This window comes from Bradyrhizobium jicamae (genome assembly GCF_018130215.1).
In the GTDB taxonomy this organism is placed as follows: Bacteria; Pseudomonadota; Alphaproteobacteria; order Rhizobiales; family Xanthobacteraceae; genus Bradyrhizobium; species Bradyrhizobium jicamae_A.
In genome coordinates this window covers 18,749-32,605 of sequence record NZ_JAFCKQ010000001.1, presented here as the reverse complement: position 1 = coordinate 32,605, position 13,857 = coordinate 18,749, and the positions used below count along the sequence as shown (strand labels likewise).

Annotated in this window: 12 protein-coding genes; 6 read left to right on the top strand and 6 right to left on the bottom strand. The window is 61.2% G+C overall.

Annotated features, from left to right (window positions below; genetic code table 11):
- The first annotated feature begins 24 nt into the window (after positions 1 to 24).
- From JQ586_RS00145 to JQ586_RS00135, 3 genes are all read left to right on the top strand, one after another.
- Positions 25 to 1,143 carry a DUF2336 domain-containing protein gene (locus JQ586_RS00145; protein WP_212392449.1) on the top strand — a complete coding sequence of 373 codons (1,119 nt, stop codon included), beginning with the start codon at positions 25 to 27 and terminating at the stop codon, positions 1,141 to 1,143.
- Positions 1,144 to 1,474: 331 nt separating this feature from the next.
- The gene (locus tag JQ586_RS00140; RefSeq protein ID WP_212392448.1) at positions 1,475 to 2,845 is read left to right on the top strand and encodes an HlyD family secretion protein; all 1,371 of its coding nucleotides are present in this window, start codon (positions 1,475 to 1,477) and stop codon (positions 2,843 to 2,845) included.
- Complete coding sequence (locus JQ586_RS00135) at positions 2,842 to 4,782, top strand: glycosyltransferase (RefSeq protein ID WP_212392447.1); 1,941 nt, start codon at positions 2,842 to 2,844, stop codon at positions 4,780 to 4,782. Before JQ586_RS00140 ends, JQ586_RS00135 begins: the two co-directional genes overlap by 4 nt.
- 365 nt (positions 4,783 to 5,147) lie before the next feature.
- Here JQ586_RS00135 and JQ586_RS00130 read toward each other — a convergent pair whose 3' ends face one another.
- From JQ586_RS00130 to JQ586_RS00115, 4 genes are all read right to left on the bottom strand, one after another.
- Positions 5,148 to 5,954 (bottom strand): Crp/Fnr family transcriptional regulator, encoded by an 807-nt coding sequence (locus JQ586_RS00130; protein WP_212392446.1) that lies wholly within the window; start codon positions 5,952 to 5,954, stop codon positions 5,148 to 5,150.
- Positions 5,955 to 6,395: 441 nt separating this feature from the next.
- A complete protein-coding gene (locus JQ586_RS00125) occupies positions 6,396 to 7,736 on the bottom strand; it encodes an MFS transporter (RefSeq protein WP_212392445.1) in 1,341 nt (446 codons plus the stop codon).
- An 89-nt stretch (positions 7,737 to 7,825) separates the two neighbouring features.
- Positions 7,826 to 8,422, bottom strand: coding sequence for an alpha/beta hydrolase (locus JQ586_RS00120; RefSeq protein WP_212392444.1), 597 nt, complete (start codon positions 8,420 to 8,422; stop codon positions 7,826 to 7,828).
- A gap of 4 nt (positions 8,423 to 8,426) precedes the next feature.
- Positions 8,427 to 9,482 carry a 3-keto-5-aminohexanoate cleavage protein gene (locus JQ586_RS00115; RefSeq protein ID WP_212392443.1) on the bottom strand — a complete coding sequence of 352 codons (1,056 nt, stop codon included), beginning with the start codon at positions 9,480 to 9,482 and terminating at the stop codon, positions 8,427 to 8,429.
- Positions 9,483 to 9,809: 327 nt separating this feature from the next.
- Between JQ586_RS00115 and JQ586_RS00110 the strand changes: the two genes are divergently transcribed.
- The 3 genes from JQ586_RS00110 (at position 9,810) to JQ586_RS00100 (ending at position 11,488) form a co-directional block, all read left to right on the top strand.
- Complete coding sequence (locus JQ586_RS00110; protein WP_212392442.1) at positions 9,810 to 10,856, top strand: AraC family transcriptional regulator; 1,047 nt, start codon at positions 9,810 to 9,812, stop codon at positions 10,854 to 10,856.
- A 224-nt stretch (positions 10,857 to 11,080) separates the two neighbouring features.
- Positions 11,081 to 11,254 (top strand): hypothetical protein, encoded by a 174-nt coding sequence (locus JQ586_RS00105; protein WP_212392441.1) that lies wholly within the window; start codon positions 11,081 to 11,083, stop codon positions 11,252 to 11,254.
- A gap of 9 nt (positions 11,255 to 11,263) precedes the next feature.
- A complete protein-coding gene (locus JQ586_RS00100) occupies positions 11,264 to 11,488 on the top strand; it encodes a bacterioferritin-associated ferredoxin (RefSeq protein WP_212392440.1) in 225 nt (74 codons plus the stop codon).
- Between the two features lie 122 nt (positions 11,489 to 11,610).
- Here the strand turns inward: JQ586_RS00100 and JQ586_RS00095 are convergent, their stop codons facing one another.
- Positions 11,611 to 11,973, bottom strand: a complete 363-nt coding sequence (locus JQ586_RS00095; RefSeq protein WP_212392439.1) for a hypothetical protein — start codon at positions 11,971 to 11,973, stop codon at positions 11,611 to 11,613.
- Between the two features lie 60 nt (positions 11,974 to 12,033).
- Entirely contained in the window at positions 12,034 to 13,533 is a 1,500-nt protein-coding gene (locus JQ586_RS00090; protein WP_212392438.1) for a carboxylesterase/lipase family protein, read from the bottom strand.
- Positions 13,534 to 13,857 lie beyond the last annotated feature (324 nt).

The following is a 13,857-nucleotide window of genomic DNA, read 5'->3' as shown; positions in this document are numbered from 1 at the left end:
AACCCGGTCGACCGGAGCTATTCGATGACCGAGCCAATGCTATTTTTGAAGGAATTGAGTGACGCTCTCACGCAAGGATCGGCCGAAAGCCGCGAGAAAGCGCTGCTGTATGCGACGGACATGTTATTGGCCGGCCGCTACACCGAGGATGAGATCTGGATTTTCGGCGAGGTGATCGGCCGGTTGGCCGACGCAATCGAAGTCCGTGCGCGCGAGCAGCTTGCCAAGCGCCTGCTGCCATCGGCTCAGGCACCCATCAACGTCGTGAAAAAGCTCGCCCTCGACGACTCGATCGAGGTGGCTGGGCCAATCCTCCAATATTCCAAGCGGCTCGATACGAAGACACTGATCAGCAGCATCAGAACGAAGAGCCAGCCGCACCTCCTGGCGATTTCGAAGCGCGATTCCATCCCCTCGGAGATAACCGATGAGCTTGTGACGCATGGCCATCGCGAAGTCGTTACATCGGTTGCGGCAAACAGCGGCGCGTGCTTCTCTGACTTCGGATTCCTGCACATGGTCAGGCGGTCCGCGAACGATTCCATTCTAGCCGAGCATCTCGGCGCGCGAAAAGACATCCCGAGACACATTTTCCAGCAGCTCATCGCGAAGGCATCTGCCGAGGTCAAAGCGAAGCTCGAACAGGAACGTCCCGACTTGCTCGGCCAGATACAGACGTCGGTGACCGAGGTAACAGGCTCGCTTCAGTCCAAATTCGGGCCTGCAAATGAACGCTACTTCCACGCCAAGAAGGTCGTTACGGCCCGGAAGCATCGTGGCGAGTTGAACGAAAGCAGCATTCTCGAATATGCGCGGGCTCATAAGAACGAGGAGGTGATGGTCGGGCTGTCTCTTCTGTGCTCTTTGCCGGTCAACGTCGTCGAGAGAAGCCTGCTGGATCAAGAGCTGACGATCCTGCTGGCAAAGGCCTGCAACTTCGAGTGGGAGACGACAATGGCGCTGTTGTTTCTCGCAACGAAGGATCACCGCATCACGGCTCACGATCTGGAGAGCATGAAGCGACAGTTTTCGACTCTTAGCAGCAAGTCTTTCCAGGATGTCCTGGGTTACTACCAATCGCGCATGCAGGAAACGACCGCCAGTTCGGAATCGCACCGCTTGCCGCACCTCCACGCAATGTAGCAAGGCAGCTGAAGCGCGAGTGCCGATCGTCGGCTTGACCAGCCTGCGGCGCTGAACGCGCGTTCACCGCGACTGGTTGATCTCGACCGTTCAGGTGCGGTGGGACTTGGTGCACCAAAGATGACATTGCGCCCAGGCATCGGTGCGGCCCCCAGCCCCGTAATCTTACAACCCCGATCCTTGGCCCGGTAAAACCGTTGTAAAGCATTGCCTGCTAGCATCAGGTCCCAAGGTTCAGCCGGAAATCGATTTCGAGAGCCCTCGCTTATCGAGATTAGCCTATCCGAGCCCGCAAATTGATTGATCAAGGCATACCGGCACGGGATTAACCATGACAGACCACGCACGCGCCCGCGTCTCCAACGAAGAGAGTTCGTCAACGCCTCGAAGCTCGGCGGAAGTTGCGCTCCCCTCCCACAAGGGCGCGAGAGGCCTGCAGGACGAGCTGAAGGAACGCTGGTCACATTCGGACGAGCAGCCGGAGCACGACCAACGTCCCGATGGCGCAAAGCCAATGCAGACGGGCGTGATCGTTCGACGCAGCTTGAGGGTGATCGCGGGACTTGCGATTGTTGCCGTGTTCGGCTGGATGCCGCTGCGCGCGGTATGGCAATCCTCGAGCGTGGAGGCCATCGTCAACTCTAGGCTCGTAACGCTGAGGTCCCCAATCGACGGTCGGGTATCTTCCCTCCTCGACTTGTCGCGACAATTGGGGCCGGTGAGAGAAGGTGAATTGGTCGCTCGGATCGTCAATCCGCGCGGTGACCGAATGCGGCTCGACGATTTGCGGCGACAGTTGGCGCGCCTCGAAAACCAGCGGCCAACCCTGTCTGCAAAGCTCGCCACTGCGGACTCGGCGCGGCAGGACCTGGCCCGGCAGGCAGCTCAGTTCAGGGACGGTCGCATCTTGCAGCTTGAAGCACGGACCGCTGAGCTGCGGACTTCCATTGAAGCGGCCGCGACCCGCCTGGAGGAGGCGACTGCCGCCGTTGAAAGGGCCTCGACGCTCGCCAGATCGGGCGCCGTTTCGACGGTGGAACTGGCTCGGCTGACGCGCGAGCAATCTGTCGCGCAGCAGGCCGAGCTCGCGGCGCGCATGCGGTTGGAGGGGGCCACGGTGGAGCTTGCAGCGGCCAGACGCGGCACGTATCTGGGGGATAGCTACAATGACCGCCCAAGCTCGGTTCAGCGCGAAGAGGAAATGCGGCAGCGTGCTGAAGACCTCAAGGCGGATCTGATGCAGGTCGATGCCGAAATCGACTGGTTGGCTCGCGAGATGATTACCGAGCGAACTCGCTTCGTCGAGCGCTCGGAGTCCAATATCACGCTGCCGGCGGCGGGTCAGATATGGGAGGTGATGACGTCGCCCGGCGAGGATGTCCGGGCAGGCCAGCCACTGCTGAAGGTACTCGATTGCACGCAAGCCCTGATCACGGCAAACGTCACCGAACGGGTCTACAACCAGCTGCAATTGGGTGACCACGCGACATTTGAGCCAAGTGACGGCGGTCCGGGCATTGACGGGACGGTGACCAACCTGACGGGCGCCTCCGGCGCTCCGGCCAATCTTGCGATCAATCCTGATGTGCTCAGCAAAGAGCCGTACCGTGTAACGGTGACGCTTCCCCCGGTAAATGTTGCAGCAAGCGGCTGCACGGTGGGACGCACCGGTCGCGTGGTCTTCTCCGGAACGAAGTCATGATGGCGCATCTGGCGCCGGCTTTCCTCGCACTCGGCGTCTGCATAGCAATTCTGCCCTTGCTCAGACGGGAGAGTGTTTTCGCCAGGTCCCTGATGACCGGCATCTCGATAATACTGATGGCGCGATACTTCTACTGGCGCGTTACCCAGAGCCTCCCCGAAGCGGCAATGACCGCCGATTTCCTGATCGGCTACCCTTTCATGCTTGTAGAAGCCACGTCCCTCATCGGCGTTGCCTTCTCGCTGCTGGTTCTGAGCCGAACGATCGATCGTTCCGCGGACGTGACGGCGGCAGCGGCGAAATTGCGCGAGCGCCCCCCGCTGATCGACGTCTTCATTTGCACCTACAACGAAGAAAGACCGATTCTCGAGCGCACGATCATCGGCGCCACTGGCATGACCTACGGCAATTATCGCGTCTGGGTGCTGGATGATGGCCGGCGCCCATGGCTGAAGGATCTGTCCGAGGAACTCGGCTGCAGATACTTGACCCGTCCCGATAATCATCACGCCAAGGCCGGAAACATCAACCACGCCCTGCAGCACGTCGGATTGCTCGAAGAGCAACCTCAGTTCATCGCGATCCTGGATGCCGATTTCGTAACCAAGCCGGAATTCCTGACGAGAACGATGGGAGCGATGAGCGATGATTCCGTCGGAGTGGTGCAAACTCCGCAACACTTCATCAATCCCGATCCAATCCAGACCAACCTTGCCGCTTCGGAAGTCTGGCCCGACGAGCAGCGCTTCTTCTTCGATATCCTCATGCCGGCGAAGGATGCCTGGGGTGTCGCATTCTGCTGCGGCACCTCGTCGATCATAAGGTACTCGTCGCTGATCCGCATCGGCGGTTTTCCGACGGACTCGGTAACCGAGGACTATCTGCTGTCCCTGCGTCTCAAGGAGCATGGTTTCCGCACGGTCTATCTCAACGAGCGGCTTACACTTGGACTGGCGCCGGAAGGGCTCAAGGAGTACATAACGCAACGGGGCCGCTGGTGCCTCGGCCTGATGCAAATCCTGAGGGGTCGCAGCGGCCCGTTTTCGACTCGATCCCGTCTTTCAGTCATTGACCGGCTTTCGCTCCTTGATGCCTTCCTGGGCTGGGCGGCTGTTTACGGCATAAAGATACCCGGACTCATCGTACCCTGGTTGTTTCTGTTTTTTGGGATCAAAGCCGTGCACGCCGACCTGTTCGAGCTGCTGGAATATTTCCTTCCGTTCTACGTCTGGCATGGGTTCACGATGGCCTGGATCTCTCGGGGCCGCGCACTCGCGATCATGACGGACGTATCTCAATACATTGTGGCGCCGGCGATCATCAAAGCCGTCATCACAGGCTTGGTGCGACCGAAGGGACACAAGTTCAACGTGACCGCAAAGGGTGGTGATCGCAATCGACGTTTCGTGGAATGGCCGCTCTTGCGGATTTACGGCACTGCATTGGCCATCACGCTGGCTGCCATCGCCTACGCATTCCTCGTCCACCCGCGGGGCGAGAATATCGCCTACGGCGGGCTGGCGCTGGCCTGGAGCCTCTACAACTGCGTCGTCCTTGCGCTCGTTTGTTTCGTCTGCATCGAGCAGCCACGACATCGGAAGGCAGAGCGCTTTACCCGGGATGAAACAATTCTGATCGACGATGGAAGCGATTCGCGACTGTCCCGCCTGGCCGACATATCCATCACCGGAGCTCGCTTCGTCGACGAGGCGCCGCCATCGCTGGGCGCAACGATCAATTGCCATGTCTACGGCCGCAACATCACTGCAACCGTCGTGCGCCGCACCGACGATGGATTTGCCGTGCGCTTTGACGACAGCGTGGGCACTCGCGTCCAGGCTGTGCGTGCATTCTATGCCGGCGAATATGTTCGCTCGTTTCGCGGGGTTCGCGCCACCCCCGTCGGCAAAGCTGTCCTGATGAGAATGCTCGGCTGAACTCCGGGTGACGCACGCTGCCGAAACCGGCGCATCGACAAACGTCTTGAGCGCGTCGCTCTGACGCACCGCAAGGACGGCCGAGTTCTTGCGTGAACTCGGACAACCCTGCGCTGAAGCTCATATGCCAAGGTGCGAACGCCGCGTGCGCGGCCCGAGCCGGTATCTGACCCGAGTTCGCCGGCCAACGTTGTCGGCCATACAGGTTTTGATAGGGCAATAAGATCCGATACAAACGCGGAACGTGTTTGCGCGGAGATCACGCTCAAACAAGAAGCCAGGGCGCGATGACGATTCGACCCGATCTCATCGCGCTCTAGCCAGCCTGGCCTTTCCGGATCGGGATCCATCGGGCCGGAGCGCCGTCAGTTCGCGGAGGCCGTCTGCACCGCGATCTTGTTCTGCGCGATGATGGCTTCGGCGCGCGCGAGATTTTCCAGGAGGCGCTGGCTGGTCAGGACGAGGAAGTAATAGCCGAACTGCGGGTTCTGGAAATAGATCTCGAGCAGCTTTTCATAGGTGATGGTTAGAACGTGGCCATCCTCCACACATTCGATCGTCGCGGTCCGGCGGTTGTCGGGTGTGAGGAAACCGAGTTCGCCCATCAGGCGGCCCGGCGGAACATCGACGTTGATTTCGATCACCCGGAATCTGCCGGTGACCGTCAGCAGCATTTCTTTGGCTGCGTCACCTTTCTTCATCAAGATATCGCCCTTGCGATACTTGCGCTGAGTCATGAACGGCTTGAGCCACTCCATCGACGTGTCACCCTGCGTTGCGGTGCGAGCCTTTTTCACGAGGGCGAGCATTTGCCGAAGGCGGTAGGCATTGATCGGAACCATCAGGAGATAAAGAAGAAACGTCGTGACCGCTCCGGTAAGCGCGCCGAAGATGGCAAAGAATACGCAACCGATCATGTTGGCGACCCGGAGCGGCACCATGGTGTGCGTCAGCAGGGTGGCGACAAAGAAGATCGCGCCGACCAGGGCGAACATGTTTGCCAGAGTGATGTTGTGCAGAAAAATTTCCAGCAGGCGGCTGAAGATGGCGTTCCAGGTCACGTCATTGGGATCGAGACCCATCTGAACCAGAATCGTCGCGAATCTGAGGTTGTTGGTTGCTGCATCAAGAATGCGATCCAGCATGCTGGACACGTCTGCGCTGAACATCATTTGGTTTCGCCAAAGCTTTGTGTAAGCCAATACCGGCAGCCGCTATTCCGGATGAAATCATTGCGCTCGTCAAGTCGAACGAAAGACTCGGCGGGAGCTGAATAGGGAAAACATGAATCCAGAATTACGGAAATTACGGTGCAGTGCACTCAAATTGCGCACTTCGTTGTCATCAAGTGCGCCGTCGTCGTAATTCTGTGAGAGCGACAGAACCGAGGATTGTTGGCTGAAGGAGGTCGAGCGCGAAAGCTGGTTCGTTTCCGGCCGTCGCCCGCGCCGAAGAGGTGATCGAATAGCACCTCCTCCTCGCGGCGTTGGTTATCATCACGCCACGACCCGCGTCACCGTCCCCACCTGCCGATTCGCTCCTCTGGCGCCTCAGGCCTATTTGCTGGAGGCCGACACGTCAGATAGACGGTCTTGCGGCGACAGAGAGGAAGCTCATGCGAATGCTTCCTGCGAGTTCGGCAATGATGCCGGGGCTTCCGCGCGCTGCCTGTCAGCCTGATAGCCGCCACCCGCCATCAGAAACGCTGTGGCCGCAACGATGCAGGCGAGAGGCGTCAGGGTCAGCGCGTTGTCGAGCCCGACAGCATCCGACAGCATTCCACCAATCAACGGTCCGATCGCAAGGCCAAACAGGTTCTGGAACAGGGACAGCACCGAGGCACCGGTCGAGCGCACCCCAGGGTGGATCACGTCGAGGACGGTCGCCGCTGCCGGGCCGACCGTGCAGGTCGCCAGGAACCCACCGAACAGGATCGCGCCGAACTGGCTCGCTTGCCCGAGTTCGATACCCAGATGCCTGCTTCCGAAGGCAAACATCAACGTCGCCATCGCGGCAAGGCAAAGCACGGAAACCGCCAGAAACCTGCCTCGGGCGCTTCGGACGCCTGCGCGATCGACCACGATACCGAGCACCAGGCTGCCGAATGCGCCGGCCAGCACGACGAGCGCCGCCTGCATGCCTGCCCTTTCCGGAGCAAGGCCGTAGGTGCGATTGAGAAAGCTCGGAAGCCACGACCAGAGGGCCGACACGGCAATGAGTTCGGCCGCCGCCCCGACGCAGACCCAACGCACCGTCGCCGAGCGACCGATTGAGGCGATCATGCTGCGCTTGCTTGGGGCGCTTGCTTGCGCGCTTGCGTGGACGCCCTTGGCATCCGCGACAACGGTACGATAGTCGCGCACGAACAGGTAGAGCAAGGCGACGACAAGGCCGGGGATGCCGACGATGCCGAATGCCGACTGCCAGCCAAAGCGCGCCGCGACTACGCCGCCGAGAACGACGCCGAGCACCGAGCCGACCGAGGCAGACGCAAAGAACCCGCCGAGCAGGCCACCGCGCATCCGCGGCGGGAAGTGCGCAGCAACCATCGCCGCGCCAACCGAGCCGTAGCCGGCCTCGCCGAGGCCGACGACCGCCCGGGCTGCGAGTAGCTGAGCGTAGCTCTGCGAGAACATGCAGGAGATGCAGGCGAGGCTCCAGATCACGGCCATGACGACGACGCTTTTGACGCGGCTGACACGATCGGCGATCCATGCGACCGGGATGCCGAACACGGCGACCGTGATCGAGATCACCGAGACGAGCAGGCCTAGTTCCTTGTCGGACAAATTCCATTCGACCTTCAAGAAGGGAAACATCGACACGATGACCTGGCGATCGACGTAGTCGAAGACCATCAGCGCGACGGTCATGCCGTAGGCGAACCAGGCGGCGCGGGCTCCGAACAGAAACCTGTCTTCCGTATTATCCGTTGCTGCAACATGCAGATTCATGGACATTTCTCCCAATGTTATCCGGTATTGAAAAATGAAGCATCAGCACGGTGGAGCGGACGGCAGCGACGGCGAACCTTCTCTGGATATCAAGCACGAAGACGTTGCTTCAGCCAGCACGGTGAGACGGTTGCATCGAGCTCACTGATGAATGACGTCGCTTGCGGCCATTCGCCGAAGCCGGATGCCGGATTGAGGTGCCCGACCTCTCCGAGATCGACCAGCTTGCTGCCCCACGACCTTGCGAGCGCATCGACGCGTTCGTAGCGTGCGAGCGGGTCATTGCGGCTGGCCGCAACGATGCTGTGGAACGGCAAAGCGTCGCGCGGCACCGGCAGCCATCCTCCTTCATCGAGGGCTTCCATCGACGGATAGCCTTCCGGCAACGGCTGATCGAAATCCGCCGGCGTCGCCAGCAGCGCACCGCGGACCGGCCGACGCGTCAACCGTGCCCAGTGGGTGACCGCGATAGCGCCGCCGGAGTGGGCGACCAAAATGAGGGGTCCATCGATCCTGACGGCCGCCTCTTCGATGGCTTCGACCCGGGCGAGGCAATCGAGATTGCCGCGCCCCATTGGCGCCACCGTACGAACCCGCGGCAGCCGCGAGGCCAGGAGTGTCTGCCAATGCGCAGGCACATGGTCCCGCACGCCTGGCACAATCAGCACCGTGGCCTCGCGTGCCATCGTGCTACTCCGCGGCCTGCTGGAAGGAGCGGACGGCCGGGCGATTCGGTGAGAAGCCGTTCTTCGCCAGCGTCTCGTCGACGGTGTCGTAGAACCTGCCAATCTGCAGGATCTGCTTCGCTTCCTTGCCGCTTGCGACGTCACGACCGAATTCACGCGAGATGCGCACCAGTTGCTCGATCTGTTTGACCGTGCTCATCTTGCTCTTGCGATCCTGGCTCCACAGATTGTCCTCGATGCCGCAACGCACGTGCAGACCCATGGCAATTGCCATCATGTTGACCGGCAGCGTATTGAGCATCGAGCTTTCCAGCGTCAACGCGACGCGGTCGGGCATCGCGCGCAGGAAGTTGGCGAGGTTGTAGACGTTCGGCGCGTCCATGCCGCCGCCGATCGCGACCCAGTTCGCTACCAACGGCCCCTTATAGACACCGCGCCGGATCATCCGCTCGACCGTCTCGAAGCTGTTGATGTTGTAGAACTGAAACGCGCTCTGAATGCCCTTGGCGCTGAGACGCCTGACGTGCTCTTCCGCCCAGGTCGGGCCGGCAGGAACGATCATCTCGCGGAATGCCGCGTGCATCGAGGGCTCGCCCAGCGAAGTACCGGCATAGTCGCGAGGATCCATCTGCTCGAAGATGTTCATCTGCGCGGTGTTCACCGTGACCGTCACCTGGTCCGGCGTCGGAGTCAGCTCGGCCAGCATATGACGGGTGTCGTCCGAGAGCCACTTCGCCTTGTCGCCTTCGGTTTCCGGTGCAAACGAAATCGAGCCGCCAACCTGCAACACCATGTCGGGTACCGCAATCCGCAGCCGCGCCAGCAGCTCGTTGAATTTGGAGAGCCGCTTCGATCCCTTGCCGTCGGCCTCGCGAACGTGAACGTGCAGCACGGTAGCACCGGCATTGTAGCAATCGACCGCTTTCTGCACTTGATCGTCCATCGAGACCGCAATGTCCTCGGGGAAATCCGATGGCAGCCACTCGGGCCCGTAGGGAGCCGCGGTGATCACCAGCTTGTCCTGGTTCTCGGGATGAAGAGCGCCGTCGAGGAAGTTCATGGTCGTTTCCTTTCGCTGAGATGGATTGTTGAATGACAGGTACGAGCTTTGGGTGTTCGGTGGTGTCCGCCGCCTTCCATCATTGATGGCGCTCCGGGTAATTCATCCCGGTGCTCTGCTCGCCGCGTGGTTGCCGGCGCATAGCGGTGGTTTCCTCCGAGTTTTGCTGCGTCGCGGCCGTGTCACCGGCCCTTGGCTTGCGACGATCCGAACCTAGCGCAGGCGCACATTGCCGGTTTGACCGATTGGGACAGGCGATTTACCTTTTGGGGACATCGGCAAGCCGAAAAGACTGGACGGCTTGCGGCGACCGACCCGGGATGGCAGATGCCTCGCCTGATCCGCAGTGCAACGTTGAGCAATTATGTTGAGGTCGCGCGCTCGGTCGGCCTCGATCCCTATCGCATGATCACCGAATTCCGTCTTCCACCTGCAAGCCTGACCGATCCCGAGATGAAAGTATCCGCCATGGCCGTGGGACGGCTGCTCGAGGCGTCCGCAGAGCGTTCGGGCAAGTCCGACTTCGGGCTGCGGCTGGCCGATAAACGCACGGTCGCCAATCTTGGCGCGCTGGCGCTGCTTGTGCGCGAGCAGCCGACCGTTCGCAAGGCGCTCGACGTGCTGGTTGGTTACATGTTCCTGCATAGCGAGTCGCTGCATGTGAACATGCGTGAGCAGAGCGGCGAGGTGATCTTGAGTCTCGCCATCGATGTCGATCGACCGGTTCCGATCCGACAGGGCATCGAGCTTGGCGTCGGCTTCCTGCACCGCAGTCTTCAGCAACTGTTTCGCGAGCGCTGGAAACCGCAGGCAGTGTGCTTCACCCACGCCCTCCCCTCGAAGAAGGACATCTATCGCAAATTCTTCGGCACCGACGTCCTGTTCAGTCAGGACTTCAACGGCATCGTCTGCTCCTCGCGCGACATCGATGCGTCGGTACCGGCCGCCGATGCGAAGATGATGCGCTACGTGCAGGACTATCTCGACACCCTCGCCGTACGTCCGGGTTCCTCGATGAGCGCCAGCGTGAGCCAGTGCATCTACACGATGCTGCCCTCGGGCCTCTGCTCGGCCGATTCGGTCGCGGCGCGGCTTGGCGTCGACCGTCGCACCGTGCACCGGCACCTGGCGCGCGAGGGCAAGACCTTCTCCGCGATGCTGGATTCCGTACGCGCTGAGCTCGTCACCCGCTATATCGGCAATAGCGAGCGGCCACTGGCGTCGGTTGCGGAACTGCTCGGCTTCTCCGCGCTCAGCGCGTTTTCACGCTGGTTCAGGAGTCAGTTCGGCTGCAGCGTTTCGCAGTGGCGCGCCGGCCAGCGTACGGCCTTGGCAAACCTTGATCCTCCCGAGCCGCGCACTTCGGCGGACTAGCGCCATTTTCGTTCGGATGGAATCGGAACGGAGCCCTGGGCTCTTGTTTCGACGCGTTTTCCTTACGCGGACCGGACCCCACTTCGCTCGAAAACGCTCCAACAACACCAACTGCTGTCCCCGAATGTCAAATCAGGTGTCCCATCCGGTCAAGTGTCCGGCCGGCGTCGCGATTACGGTGGTCATCCAGGATCGGCGCACCAACGCCCTTGAGGAGATGACCGATGTGGCCCCGCCTACCGTTCGATTGCTTCGTTGATCCGAACTGGCGCAAGCCAGGCCTGCGCCCCAACGGCGCAGAGATGTCGCGGAGCACGTTTCTCGCGCTGGTCGCTTCCTGGTCCGCAACGGTGAGCGTTCTGTTGCTTGCCGCGATCATCATCCGCTTGGCCGCCTAGGAGGCACACATGATCGTCTGCTCCTGCAACGTCTTCAGCGATATCCAGGTCCAGGCCGCGATTGCCGGCAGCGTCGAGCAGTTGCGCATGAGCCGGGTCTATGCCTCGCTCGGCTGCTCCGCGCAATGCGGCCGCTGTGCTCACACGATCAGGGACATGATTGCGGAGTTCATCCATCGCGCAACGCTCGCCCGGTTCCCCGACGGCCACGAGAAGGCCGAGGCTTGCGCCTGACCCTGGAATCGATGGCGGCCTGACCCGATCATTCTGCTCCGTCGCCAATCAAGTGTACCGTCACCGTGACTGCCGCCGTGGGCACACCGGCATTGCTGTTCAGATGCGGAATGCCCGGAAACCTAATTCTCGAGCGTTTTCGAAGCCTGCTTGCGCCTCTGAGGAGGTGCAACCTGTGGCGAGTCCCAACGGTTCATTTGCAGACAGGTGAGGAGTTCGACATAGCTTTGTGCTCCTGCAGTCCCCGCCAGGATCTCGCAAGTTTCACGCGATCCCGCCGGGACGGTTAGCCAGATCGAGTCCAGCTGTTGCCGCGCAGCTGTCTCGTCACTCACGCACTTGCTGGCATCCTGGGGAAGCCCCGACGCCTTGTCGTCAGCGGATACATCCACGCAAAGCGCCTTGATATCAAAGTTGGGAACACTTTCTGAAATCGGTAGGGGCGGCTGGCCAACGAGCGACAATGCCAGGAATGCTGCCTTCATCGGATCCTCCCTTTTGGGGTATCACGCTTGCCGCAGATTGCCGAAAACCTGCAGAGAACCTCAAGGACGTGAGTCGAGGTGCTCGATCAGGTCCAGGCGCTCCTTCATGGGATCGGGGCCGCAAATTACTCCGGAGTTGGAGATCATCAGCAGATCGTCCCGCACGGACTGGGGGCGCCACACCGGCACACCCGATCCGTTCGGATCGCCATATTTTGCAAAGTTGGTCCAGTAGGTGAGCATCGTGTTGGAGATCTCGCGGTCCCTGTGGCTATACAGTCCGGAACGAACTGCGAGTGTGCCGAATACGAATCGTATTTCCTGTCCATCCTCCCCTTCTTCGGGCGGCTCTGCCCTCTCCGAGACGTAGTCGAACAGATATCTGTAGGTGGTGGAGCCGTGCCCGGCGTGCGTGCGCGCCACGAAACGGGTCGGTTCGGAGAACACCCAGTCCGTCCGGATTCTCGCAGGCGCGTCCTTCCCGGAGAAATCGGGATGGAGCCCGCTCGTCATTTGCAGCAGCTTCTGCAGCAGCGCCCCGGGCATACTCCGCGCATTCGGCGAGTAAGGGAATCCGTTGCTGCCGATCAACAGGGGAATGTGCTGCTCGTGACCAGCAGCGATCGCTTCCTGCAGCTGTTCGTCGACGTAGGTGCCGTCGATCGTGTAAGCGGGCCGAAGGCCGGGATCCTCCGCCTGTTTCTCCTGCACGGCGACGATTTTCTGCAATTCCGATTGCCGCATCTCGACCTGGCGGGTGCCGAGCGCCTGCGCGAATGCCTGTGCCGCGCTCTCTGCCGTGTTGCGATCGCGCGCCAGATCCCGGAATGACGCGGACTGAATGATCGCCTTCTGGAACAGTCCCGTTGCTCGCCGCGAGGCCATCAGCATCGCGACCGCGTTCGCGCCGGACGACGAGCCGAAAATCGTGACGTTATCGGGATCTCCGCCGAAGGCGCTGATGTTGTCGTGAACCCAGCGCAAAGCCGCTATCTGGTCCTTCATGCCGTAATTGCCGATCCCGTCATCCTCCTCATCCTTCGACAATATTCCGCTGGCCAACCAGCCCAATGCGCCCAGGCGATAGTTGAAAGTGACGACGGTCAGCCCGGCTCGCGCGAGTGCGGATCCGTCGTAAAGCGGGTCTGCTGCGGTTCCGGAGCTGAGCCCGCCGCCGTGGATCCAGACCATGACGGGGAGCCTCTCGTCCATGCGGGCAGGAGTGAAGACATTGATGGTAAGACAATCCTCGGAGTTGCGAGCTGGAGCTTCGAAAGTCTGCCCCGGTGCTTGAGGGCAGGAAGGGCCGAACTTGCTTGCGGTGAAGATCTCCTCCCGCTGAGCAGCCTTGGCCGGTGCACGCCAGCGAGCCGCCCCGATCGGGGGCGCGGCGTACGGAATTCCCATGAACTTGGCAATGTCGGAATCGGCCATTCCGAGCACTTGCCCTTCTTGCGTGAGGGCGAAGACGAACCGCTCCCCCAGCTGCGCATGCAGGTTGGAGCCGAACATCAATAAGGCGCCGGTTGCAAACGCCAGGAACCAGCAAGGCCGGCGCATGACGACTCCCCCGTGTTCGGTTCATGGAATGGGCGCCGCTCGGCGCATCCAACGTTGCACTGTCGGCGATGGCCTGAACCTGAATCCTGGGTAAATCCTAAGCAATATGCCCTTCGGGGTCCACGCCCTTTGCTTCCTCTGACGTCACGGCCGCTGGCGCATTCGATCACATGGACGCGGCGGCGCGAGCAGGTCACGCTCAAGTGGCGGCAGCCGCCCGGTACAGGCGGTCGCGCAACCAAGCGTGACCGAAGCGCATCAGGAATCGCCGTGGCAGGATGCAGATGGCCGTCCAGTTGAGGCACGACCCCGACCCCGAGGCCG